The organism is Pedobacter sp. UYP24, assembly GCF_054057295.1.
On sequence record NZ_JBSRZD010000001.1, the window covers coordinates 994,936 to 1,006,922 of the forward strand.

General features: G+C 35.1%; 10 protein-coding genes. 7 read left to right on the forward strand and 3 right to left on the reverse strand.

Going from position 1 to position 11,987, the window contains the following annotated elements; translation table 11 throughout:
* Positions 1 to 15 precede the first annotated feature (15 nt).
* Genes lpxK through ACVWYN_RS04570 form a run of 3 tightly spaced genes read left to right on the forward strand, consistent with a single transcriptional unit; the run spans position 16 to position 3,849 of the window.
* Positions 16 to 1,068: a tetraacyldisaccharide 4'-kinase gene (lpxK, locus tag ACVWYN_RS04560; RefSeq protein WP_457287637.1), complete on the forward strand. Its 1,053-nt coding sequence runs from the start codon at positions 16 to 18 to the stop codon at positions 1,066 to 1,068.
* Entirely contained in the window at positions 1,040 to 1,855 is an 816-nt protein-coding gene (locus ACVWYN_RS04565; RefSeq protein ID WP_457287638.1) for a purine-nucleoside phosphorylase, read from the forward strand. Before lpxK ends, ACVWYN_RS04565 begins: the two co-directional genes overlap by 29 nt.
* Complete coding sequence (locus ACVWYN_RS04570) at positions 1,855 to 3,849, forward strand: putative porin (protein WP_457287639.1); 1,995 nt, start codon at positions 1,855 to 1,857, stop codon at positions 3,847 to 3,849. The genes ACVWYN_RS04565 and ACVWYN_RS04570 overlap by 1 nt, the downstream gene beginning before the upstream one ends.
* Before the next feature lie 28 nt (positions 3,850 to 3,877).
* Here ACVWYN_RS04570 and ACVWYN_RS04575 read toward each other — a convergent pair whose 3' ends face one another.
* Positions 3,878 to 5,059, reverse strand: a complete 1,182-nt coding sequence (locus ACVWYN_RS04575) for an asparagine synthetase B (protein ID WP_457287659.1) — start codon at positions 5,057 to 5,059, stop codon at positions 3,878 to 3,880.
* Positions 5,060 to 5,218: 159 nt separating this feature from the next.
* Here ACVWYN_RS04575 and ACVWYN_RS04580 point away from each other — a divergent pair, with 159 nt between their 5' ends.
* The 4 genes from ACVWYN_RS04580 (at position 5,219) to ACVWYN_RS04595 (ending at position 8,762) form a co-directional block, all read left to right on the forward strand.
* A complete protein-coding gene (locus ACVWYN_RS04580) occupies positions 5,219 to 5,680 on the forward strand; it encodes a peptidylprolyl isomerase (RefSeq protein ID WP_457287640.1) in 462 nt (153 codons plus the stop codon).
* Positions 5,681 to 5,707: 27 nt separating this feature from the next.
* Positions 5,708 to 6,247, forward strand: coding sequence for a DUF5606 family protein (locus tag ACVWYN_RS04585; RefSeq protein WP_457287641.1), 540 nt, complete (start codon positions 5,708 to 5,710; stop codon positions 6,245 to 6,247).
* A 96-nt stretch (positions 6,248 to 6,343) separates the two neighbouring features.
* On the forward strand, positions 6,344 to 6,583 hold the full coding sequence (locus ACVWYN_RS04590; RefSeq protein ID WP_457287642.1) for a hypothetical protein: 240 nt from the start codon (positions 6,344 to 6,346) through the stop codon (positions 6,581 to 6,583).
* Positions 6,584 to 6,590: 7 nt separating this feature from the next.
* Positions 6,591 to 8,762, forward strand: a complete 2,172-nt coding sequence (locus ACVWYN_RS04595; RefSeq protein WP_457287643.1) for a hypothetical protein — start codon at positions 6,591 to 6,593, stop codon at positions 8,760 to 8,762.
* 18 nt (positions 8,763 to 8,780) lie between these two features.
* Here ACVWYN_RS04595 and ACVWYN_RS04600 read toward each other — a convergent pair whose 3' ends face one another.
* Positions 8,781 to 11,228 (reverse strand): DUF5686 and carboxypeptidase regulatory-like domain-containing protein, encoded by a 2,448-nt coding sequence (locus ACVWYN_RS04600; protein WP_457287644.1) that lies wholly within the window; start codon positions 11,226 to 11,228, stop codon positions 8,781 to 8,783.
* Positions 11,229 to 11,682: 454 nt separating this feature from the next.
* Positions 11,683 to 11,987 (reverse strand): integrase core domain-containing protein (locus ACVWYN_RS04605; RefSeq protein ID WP_457287645.1); only part of this gene is annotated, 305 nt, incomplete at its 5' end.

Here is an 11,987-nt window from a genome sequence, read left to right on the forward strand (position 1 = left end):
TTTTTGAGCACTTATATGAGTACCAACTTTAGATTATTGCTTATTCCTCTTTCTTTGCTCTATGGTATAATTATCATGGTCAGGAATTGGCTTTTTGATGTTGGTTTTTTCAATTCAAAACAATTTGATATTCCTGTTATAAGCGTAGGTAATCTTGCAATTGGAGGGTCGGGTAAAACACCTGTAGCGGAGTATTTAGTTGCATTACTTGCAGGTAAAAAGATAGCTATTTTAAGCAGGGGATACGGTCGGCATACAAAAGGCTTCATCATCGCAGATGAAACTGCAACAGCAAATACAATTGGTGATGAACCACTTCAATATTATAATAAATTTGATAATAGTATAACAGTTGCGGTTTGTGAAGATCGGGCTAAAGGAATAAAATTATTAAAAGATACGCATGATCTAATTATTCTTGATGATGCATTCCAGCACCGTTGGGTAAAGCCAGGTTTAAATATTTTACTTTTTGATTATTCAAAGCTTTTCGAGCCTAAATTCCTATTGCCTGCCGGAGATTTGCGAGAACCTTTTAGCAATTATAGAAGAGCACAGATTATCCTTGTTACTAAATCTCCTAAATTGAATGTAGAGAAGAGATTAGAAGTAATAAACATGTTTTCAGCGCTGAGAGATAAGGTGCTTTTCTCTTCAATTGAGTACAAACCTCTCGTTTCGGTATTTAAATTTGACAAAGCGTCTAACTTAAATAACTTTGATACCATATATCTTTTAACAGGTATAGCTAATGCTATTCCTCTTTTAAATTATTTAACCAATTGTCTGGCTAAAGTACATCACCATGAATATCCTGATCATCATCAGTTCACCAAGAATAATATTTACAGTCTTGTAGATGAATTCAAAGCCGATCAATCTAAACGAAAAATAATACTCACAACTGAAAAAGACTCACAGCGGTTGTTAGATGATACGATAAAAGAATTACTTTTAGATTTCCCTGTGTTTTACCTGCCAATTGTTATTATTCCGGATAGAGAAAGCAAGGATATATTTGATCAAATGATTTTAAATTATGTTTCAAGCACTACACGAAACCGTTGAATACATTAAAAGAAAAACGAACAACTTCCAGCCGGAGATTGGAATAGTACTGGGAACAGGATTGGGAGGGTTGGTAAATGATATAGAAGTCGAATACCAAATTATGTATTCCAATATTCCAAATTTTCCAATCTCTACACTGGAATTCCATTCTGGTAAGCTTATCTTCGGTAAGCTAAATGGTAAAAATGTAGTTGCCATGCAGGGACGTCTTCATTATTATGAAGGGTACAGTATGCAGCAAATTACTTTTCCAATACGTACTATGAAAGTATTGGGTATAAAGCATCTATTTTTGTCTAATGCTGCAGGATCTTTAAATGATGACTTTAAAAAAGGTGATCTTATGATAATTAATGATCATATTAACTTACAGCCAGAAAGCCCACTTAGAGGTAGTAATGATGCAGACATGGGCCCTAGATTTCCGGATATGAGTCAGCCGTATAATACCAAATTGATAAAAAAAGCTTTAGAACTTGCAGCTGACCACAACATTCGCTGTCATCAAGGCGTTTACATAGCCGTGACAGGCCCTAATTTAGAAACGAAGGCAGAATATAAATACTTACGAATAATTGGCGGAGATGCCGTTGGAATGAGTACTGTGCCTGAGGTAATAGTTGCTAATCATATGAATGTTCCTGTATTTGCCATTTCCGTTTTAACTGATGAAGGTTTTTCGGAGATTTTGCAACCAGTAAGCCTAGAAGAAATTTTAGAAACTGCCCGAGTGGCAGAGCCTAAAATGACAAAAATATTGAGCCAGTTAATATCAAGACTATAATGTACAAAATTGCCGCTATTCTTTTGTTCTTCATATTTGCTGTTAACTGCGGCCGTATTGCTGCACAGGATTTAAAAACTAAGGTAAATGACAATAAAGAGCTTGACTCACTAAGAAAGGAAGAAGAAGAGGGGAAAGATTCGGTTATTTTCACATCAAAGTACATCAGATATACTACGCTAAGACTTACAAAAGACAGTATACAGACTTTGCCTTTGGATACTACGCTTAAAGGTTTTCATAATTTCAGTGTGCTTGTTCAGCCTAAGAGACCAACTGTTGGTTTAGGTAATTTAGGCTTAGCAGCTATGCCAATGCTTTTCGAATCTTTAAAAACTATAGGCTTCGATGCGGGGTTCCATGTTCTTGACAATTATGCGTTGACGCATGAAGACATAAAATATTATCAGGCAAGGGCACCATTCACTAGCTTATACTATGTTAGCGCTGGGGAAGTGGAGCAGGTTTTTAAATTAATACATTCACAGAATATTAACAAAAATCTGAACATTGGACTTAATTTTAATAGGATAGGAGCGAACGGTAAATATCGGCATCAACGTGGTGACGATTTGAATGGAGCATTTTTTTCATGGTTTCAATCTCCTAATAAACGATATAACCTATGGACCAATGCAATTTTTAACACACTTAAAGCTCAAGAAAACGGTTCTTTGCCAAATGATACTATTTATACTAATCAACCACTTAAAATAGATAGGCAAGCGGAGGTTATTCGATTGGAAAGTGCTAAAAGGTTGTTTAGGCAATCTTCATTTTTAATCAAGCAGACTTATTTCGTCGGCCGTATAGATAGTTTGGCAGAAGCAACCAGTAAAAAGATAATACCTACTAATAAGATTGCTTATACTTTTAAGTATGATGCCAATTCTTATTCTTTTAAAAAGGATGAGGATGACGATAACACTGTATTTCCAAGAGGAATGGCAGACAGTACCTTCACCAACGATAGTACAAGATACAATCATGTTCAAAATGAATTTATTTATAGTTTTTTTCTTCGGGCTAAATCTTCTTCATTCAACAAAAACGAGATAAAACTAGATGCTGGTATCAGGCATGATTTTTACAATTATAACCAGTCGGTACTTTATAGAGATCGTGTAAACTATTACGACTATAATGCTTCTTTCCAAAATATAACTCTGCTCGGATCCGCCGGTTATAGACTGAGCAATAGGATTGATCTAAACGTAGACCTTCAACAGATATTTCAGGGAAGAAATATAGGTGATTTTTTATACGAAGCTAAGAGCAATGTATTACTTAGTAAGTCTGTAGGCAGTATTGCTCTTGGGGCTTATTTCCATAATAAATCTCCGGAAGAAGTATATACGAGGTATTTTGGTAACCATTATAATTGGGATAAGAATTTCGGCAATACAAAGACTATAAATTTTTCCTTTAATTATCTAAATGATAAACTAAATCTGGATGCAGGAGCACAGTATTATTTAGTCAATAATTATCTCTATTTTCAAAAAGAGGGAACCAACGGAATTGTGCCAGCACAATCGGCCGCGCCAATTAATATGTTAAAATTAACTGTTGGTAAAAAGATCAAATTCGGGAAGTTTAATTTGGATACCTATGTGGTTTACCAAAAAACCGATAATCCCGGCATTTTACGAACTCCCGAAGTTTATACCTTTAATAGTTTTTATTTGGACCAAACTTTTTTTAAAGTATTAAAAACAAATATCGGCTTTGATGTAAGATACAATACTCCATATTCAAATTACTCTTATTCTCCTGCTGCAGGAAAATTTTATGTTGGTTCATCAGAAAAATTTGATACCACTCCGATACTTGACGTGTGGCTTAAGGCGAGTTTACGGAAAGCAAATTTATTTATTAAGTGCGACTACGTAAATCAAGGACTAATTCAAAAGGGATATTATTCTGTTAATAAGTACCCTATGCAAGACAGGGTATTGTTTAAGTTTGGCGTGATGTGGAACTTCTACGACTAACTCATTTCTCAATTTTCTACCTTAGTGTTTAAGTTTTTTGTGGTTTCTTTTTAGCTGCAGGAAAGAGCACATTGTTTAATATTAATCTATACCCTGGCGAGTTTGGATGGAGGCTAAGATCGGTCGGGGGGTCACCAACTTGATGTTGATAATCCTCAGGGTCATGCCCGCCATAAAATGTAAAACGTCCTTTACCAATTTCGCCGTGCAAATATCTAACTTCTTCTGCACCTTTATTCTCACCCAAAACAGTAATACTTGATTTTACTAGTCTTTTTTTAAATGCCGTAGTTTGCCCCATAAATCCCTTAATAACTTTATCATGATTTTGAGTCAGCATGGTTGGTACCAGATCCCATTTTGCAGAAAAATCGAATAATGTAAAGAAATCATTGCTTTGGTTAAGTATTCTTGTCTGAGTAACATCAATATCTGAAAATTCATAATTTGAAGGATTGACATCCAATTTAAAATCCTTAAATGCGACTGTATTATTGAAGTTTAGTTTAGATTGTGCTTGTGGATCAGCAGCATCCCCATCAAACATACTTTCGCAAATATCTACTCCATCAGTACTAAGTGCTATATCAAACGTATCTGTTCCTGAGCACATTGCAAACAAAAATCCGCCACCAGAGCAAAATTCTTTTATTCTTTTAGCCACAGCTAACTTCATTTGAGATACCTTGTTAAATCCATTTTTCTTGGCCGTTGTTTCTTGATTTTTTACATCATCTCTATACCAGGTAGCATTTCTAAAGGTTGTCCAAAATCTTCCATATTGACCAGTAAAATCCTCATGATGAAGATGTAGCCAGTCATAACCGGCAAGTTTGTCTTTCAAAATGTCTTCATCATAGATAATATCATAGGGAATTTCAGCATAAGTGAGTACCATCGTCACTGCATCATCCCATGGTAATTTGCTTTTTGGCGAATAGACAGCCATTTTTGGTGCTTTTTCTAACTTTACAACCTCCATATTTACCTGAGGGTCACTTATTTCATTAAGTATAGAAGTCACTTTTACATCTGCAAGTACCTGATAGGATACACCTCTGGTTTTGCATTCGTCTTCAACAATTTTACTATATCCAATAAGAAAACTTCCGCCCCTGTAGTTTAACAGCCAGCTCACTTCAGCTTGATTTTTAATACTCCAGTAAGCAATACCATATGCCTTCAAGTGATTTTTCTGATCTTCATCCATAAAGATCAAAATTGAAGAGGCTTTAAGCGCAATTGTTGAAACCACCAATAAAATGGTAAGGAAGGATTTTTTATATATCATAGGTTTGTAGGTGTGAATATAACTTTTTTTAAAAATAAAAAGTATTTTATCTAAGTTTGCCGTTCACAAAAAACTATCATGAGTAAAGCGATAATCAAAACAGAGAAAGGTAATATGACTGTTGAATTTTATGAACAGGATGCGCCAATTGCAGTTGCTAACTTCAAAAAATTAGCAAGTGAAGGATTTTATGATGGAATAACGTTTCATCGTGTAATTCCTAATTTCATGATTCAAGGGGGATGTCCTAATTCGAAAGACCCAAATAGAGCCCATCTCGCTGGAACCGGTGGTCCAGGCTATAAGATCGATTGCGAACTTAGTGGAGAAAATCAATATCATGATCGTGGTGTTCTTTCTATGGCGCATGCGGGGAGAAATACAGGTGGATCACAGTTTTTCATCTGTCACAGTAGAACAAACACTGCGCATTTAGATAGAAACCATACCTGTTTCGGGAAAGTGGTAGAAAATGTAGATATTGTGGACGATATTACACAAGGAGATAAGATTTTAGGTATTGAAGTATTGGAAGATTAATTCTGAACTTCTCAAAAAACAAATGACATGAATTTAAGAGGAATAGTAGCAGTATCAGGCAGGCCTGGTTTATTTAAATTGGTTGGACAAAATAAGGGTGGGTATGTTTTAGAAAGTCTTGATGCCCAAAAAGTTAAGATAGTTGCCAACATTACTACAACTAAGCTGGCATCACTTGAGGATATCACTATTTACGGTGAAGATGATGATCTGAAGTTGGTTGATGTTCTTGCTAATATCGCAGTTGCTAAAGCTACTGTCCCTGATGCGAAATCTGATGCTAATGCCTTAAAGTCATTCTTTGAAGAAGTTGCACCAAACTACGATCAGGAAAAGGTATACGCTTCAGACATGAAGAAAATTATTACCTGGTACCATTTGCTAAAGGAACTGCCTCTATTTACCGAGACAGCTGCTCCGGTGGGTGCCGATCAGGAATCAGTTAAAACTGAAGATAAAGTAGAGAAGAAGATTAAAGTTACTCCAAAACCGTCAAATGCAAAAGCGCCAGCCAAAACAGCTCAGCCAGCAAAAAAAGCTAGCATGACCAGTAAGAAAGGAGTTTAACATTCCAGAATAAGAATTTAAACGGCATCCATGAGATGCCGTTTTTTTTGTGCTTTAATGTTGTATTTCATTCTAATAAAATTCCTATCTTTCAAAATGGAACCTTTTGATATTCTTGTAACTATAAATGAAAAAGAGAAAAGTTTTTTAGTAATTCCTTCGACCGATGAAGATAAGTTTCATTTGTTTTACGGGCTTCAAAGTCTTGGACATGTTATACCGAAACTTACTAATGGCGTAACTACCTGGAGTGCCGAAAATGAAATTTCAGATGAATTATTAGTACAAATAGCAGATGAAATTGTCAGAAATATTATTAAAAAGATTAACGCTTAATTTGATTATGAGAAGAATTTTACTCCTTTTTATCTTCTGTTTAACAGTTCAGGTTTTGTTTGCTCAGGCGATCAAAGAAAAAACTGCATTTCAAACGGGTAGTGCATGGCGCCCTGAGATTGATGTCAGATCTGACATTGCAATTATCTATGGCGCAAATGACCATAAAAACATGACCTTCGCAGAGCGCGTAAAATCCTGGAGAGACCATGGTTATCAAACAAATTTTATGACCGGAATCGCTTGGGGTGAATATGCAGATTTTTTTCTGGGAAAGTGGGATGGACAAAATCACATGGGAATTGGACAGGTTGAAATGAATGGTGATACCATATGGCATAATAAAGGAGTAGTTCCATATATCGTACCTGTAAAGTCTTTTGTTGAATATATGAAGACTGCGATCATAAAAAAAGTTATAGACGCTGGCATAACAAATATATTTTTGGAAGAGCCAGAATTTTGGGCAAGGGCAGGTTATGAAGAACCGTTTAAATTGGAATGGCAAAAGTTCTATGGGTTCCCTTGGAGGGCTCAGCACTTATCTGCAGAAAACACTTATTTGTCTAATAAACTTAAATACCAGCTTTACTATAACGCAATTAGAGATGTTTCCGGATACGCAAAAGAGTATGGTAAAAGCAAAGGATTGCTAGTTAAAGTTTTTATAGCCACGCATTCATTAGTAAACTATGCATCATGGAAAATTGTTAGTCCAGAGGCAAGTCTTGCATCATTGCCAAGTATTGATGGATATATTGCTCAAGTCTGGACAGGAACTGCACGTGAACCTGTTTTTTTCAAAGGTAAGTCCAAAGAGCGAGTTTTCGAAAATGCATTCTTAGAATATGGGTCAATGGTATCCATGACTGCACCTACTAATAGAAAATTGTTTTTTCTAACTGACCCAATTGAGGATCGGGAACGAGATTGGGCAGATTATAAACGTAATTATGAAGCAACATTTACTGCCAAGCTACTTTATCCTATGGTTGCAGATTATGAAGTAATGCCATGGCCTGAACGTATCTATACTCACCCCTATAAGGTTGCAAATAGCAAAGAAGAGGTATTGATTCCAAAATATTATTCTACACAAATGGAGGTGATGATAAATTCCCTTAATGACATTCCCTCTTCTTTAAATAAAGTTAGTGGAGTAAATGGCATTGGTGTTTTAATGGGAAATTCTTTAATGTTTCAAAGCTTCCCCTCGCATAATGGGTACGATGATCCCTACTTTTCAAATTTTTACGGTCAGACCATACCTCTTCTTAAAAATGGCATACCTGTTAAAACGGTTCATATGGAGAACCTTTCTTACGCGGCAACTTTAAATGATATTAAAGTTTTGATTTTAAGTTATTCTAATATGAAGCCTAATAATCCTGAAGTACATAAATATTTGGCCGAATGGGTACGTAAGGGGGGTGTTTTAATCTATTGTGGGAGAGACAATGATCCTTATCAAACTGTTATGGAGTGGTGGAATACCAATGGTTTGACATTCAAATCTCCTGTAGACCATTTATTTAACCTTTTAAATATTAAAGAACTATCTGGTAATGATCAAGTGTTTGAAACTGGAAAAGGATTTGTTCATATCATTAGGAAAAATCCTAAAGAATTTATAATTAAGTCAGATGGTGCAGAAGATTTTCTTTCAATAGTAAAACGCGCTTACGAAAATGAAGCAAAAGCTGGTCAACTAATAGTAAAAAACAATCTTGTATTACATAGAGGGCCATATGATATTATCTCGGTTATGGACGAAAGTTCAAGTTCAGAAAGCTACGTTCAAAATGGCGATCTGATAGACTTATTTGATCCTAAATTGCCTGTACTGAAACAGAAAATAGTGGAACCTGGAAATCAAGCATATCTTTATAATATTGATAGGGTTCCTGATAAAACAAAACCGCAGGTTTTGGCTTCTGCGGCCAGGGTCTATGATGAGATTAGACTTAAGGGTGAATATAGTTTTATAACAAAGAGCCCCATAAATACCCTAAATAGCATGCGTGTTCTATTACCCGCAAAAGCAAAGTCTATATCTGTTGTAAATAATAAAGGTAATGCACTCCCAAATGTCAACAACATATGGGATAATGGTTCTAAAACATTATACCTAGGTTTCCCTAATGATCCGGAAGGTATAAGTATAAAAATTTCCTATTAAACTACGGTTATTAACAGACTAAAAGCCATAAGATAACCTAAATCCATGTTCAACTCTTCGGTTACCATCATAAGCAAAACCGTATGTTGCTCTGAAAATTAAACGTTGAAGTCCAAAATAAAATTCAGTGTAGTTTCGTTTAACTGGTTGGCTCAAATAACTTGCTCCAACAACTTCTTCTAACTTAAGCCTACGAAGTAGAGGAACCTTGTTGGTAAATAGACCTGAAAAATTATGCTCAAAATGAACTTCAAAATACTGATCATCAGTGCTAAATTGATAAAAGTCAAGAAATAAAAACCGTCGTAAATCCGGTCGGACAAAAAGAGCATTATTGCCTCTAAAATGCTTAAAATCGGGATAATAGACTTGGTTATTGGTCAAAAATTTCCCTACTCCTGCAACGAAGGAGAAATACCCCCAAAGACCAGTGGTTATCCTATTTTGTTGAACACTAAAATTTAATAAGTTATAATCAGACGAACTATTAAGTATGCCATTAACACCTTTTCTATAATTTAGCATTAAAGTTGGATACTTTGCTTCCTGATAAAACTTGCCATCGGGCCGTGTTATATATTGTTGATTGAAGGTATAAGTTAGTGTGGCTCCAATTGTTAATGCTGTATAGTTAGGGAATAACTGTGTCTCAACGAGTGGTGTAAAAGGATTATTAGAAGTAAATTCTTTGTCTTTTATGTCTCTTATTTTAAAAGAACTGGTGTTAATAAGGTTGGTGTTCCTGGTATAATCTATAACAACAGATCCTTGTAAACCATTTAATAATTCCCTCGTTGTGCCAATGTTTAAAAATTCTCTTTTGTAAAATTTACTAAAATTGGTTTCAAAAAGAAGTGAGTTTATGGAGTTTCCTAAAAGTGTCATTGTTCCAAGTGGGTTCAGGTCATAAATGCCCGACCCTCCGCTTATACTTATGTTTGCCCTTTTTAGGGGATCGTAATAGTAATTGGCAGTTAAGTTTGCAGTAAAGATTTTATTAGAAAAACCATATCTTATTTCTGGCCTGAAACTGTAATATTTCCGATCTTCCAGATTTTTTTGATAGGTAACCCCATAATCTATAGCGAAGCCTTCAACTGTATTGTATATTATCGCTTTAAGAATGGGATCAAAACTAAGTGATTTCTTTTCATAGCGATTATTTATAGTATATCCTGAAAGAAGAAGCTTTGTTGCTTTAAGTTCATTGTTGTTTCTTTCAATTGAATCCAGGTATTTTTTAGATGTTTTAAGTGCTGCAATGCTATCTTTACGGATATAATCTTTACTTTCTTCTAATGTAAGTGGTATCGGTCTATTATTTAGCCAAAATAGGGAGTCTTTTTTGTTTACAGCCTTTGTAATTTTAAGTATTTCTCCTGTAAAGTAACCTTTAGAGAATGTTGGATGCATGTTGTAATTGCTGTAAACTCCAACATAATATCCTTCAAATTTGAAGCCCAGCACATCGCCATTAAATTGAAAATTTATGTTTGATGGCATATATGAATTTTCTGTTTTTATAAACTGCTGAGAGATCTTCAATGTGTCCAACAAGTTTATGCCTGAGTTTTTAGATAGATAAACATCAGTATTTACCAGATTCCAGCTATCGTCTTTAATGTAAATGATTCCTCTAAATACAGGATCATGTTCTCTTCTTGGAATAATTTCTATTTTGTTAATAGTCTCTCCATTTTCTGTGGTTACCCCAAGTAATTTATATCTATAATAAAGCAATGCGTTCTCTGAAATTGGTGAGACAAAGCCTCTTGAGCTTAAAGTGTTTTCTAATAGGATGTTTTGGTAGAAGTTGATGGTTAGATCTGATGCTTTATTAAAACTAAATGCGTTATTGCGACCTGCAACTTTAGATGAAATCATTTCCTCATGGATACGATTTGGTTGCTGAAAAGCATAGGTTGAGGTTGATTCTGATAAGTAGAGTATACCTTTTCGATTGGTATCGAGGTCAAGTGTCTTTTGGATATTCCTTCCAAAAAATTTCTTTGGGGCTCCAACTAGTTTTTGTATACCTTTTATATAAACATTTGCAGTATAAGCATCAACCTCTGTCAAATGGAATTTTCGTTGCTTAATTGCTTGCCTGATGATTTGGTAAGCTGGATCTTCCGCATTCCCATCTATCGTCACCCCTTTTAAGGAATAGGATTCTGGAGAAAGTGTGATGTCTTGAGCAGAGTTTGATTCTATTGTTATAATTTCCTCTTTAGCTTTATAACCAATAGCCCTGTATATGATTGTAAAAGTCCCCTTATTTAACGCGATATCGTAAATCCCATCCACATTTGCAGATGTGCCGATAGTGGTATTTTTTATGTATACTGAAGCAAAAGGAACGGGTTGACCATCGGGATCTTTAACGTTTCCGCTAAGTTTAAATTCTTGGGCGTAAGTCCCTAATGTACTGGTTAATAAAATCAGCGTTAAGTAAATATTCTTCATTTGTGGGAATTAGACCTAAATATCGTGTTAGTTATGAGATTAAACATAAAAATAATGTTAAAGTTTTTTAATCATCAAAGTGTTGTGCGATTAAGGGCACAGGGTAGCGCTTTGGACGGCTCTTACACTTGTCTTACAATCCTCTTATAAGGATGGCATAGAAAAAGGACTTAAGAAGTAGGTATAGTCCTATTGTCACGTCCTGAATTAACTATACACCCATTGATTGATTGTCCTGGATTAACTATACACCTGGTGTGTAGAATCCTGAAATAACTATACGTTCCGGTTATAGTCCTGCTATAGTTATACACTGGAATATTTGTAGTAATATAGTTCAATTTTCTGGTTTTAATAGTTTTGCTATTTGTTCATCTTTATTTATTTAAGCCTTAGGCGACTTCATGTGATATGAAGGGCTTTTCAGCCCTTTACATCACATGAATTGTTATTTTTAAGTGGTTTTCTCAAGATTTTTTATTTCCGCTTTTTTGCGCTCCCATCTTATTTTTCTATAGTTTTTCCAATTCTTATTTAGTGTACCAGTCTTCTTGTGTGCCTGTACAGGTGTTAGTGACTCACAACTATCGTGTGGCCTGAGGTAATTATACGCATTTATGGATTTCTCTATTTTGAGTTTTAATAGCGCCATGGAGCCTTTATTGTCTTCGATTCCGAACTCTGCTTTAAGGATGCCATTCATCCGCTCGGCAATCGGATTTTCATAGGGATCTCCATTTTGAGTCATACTGATGGCTA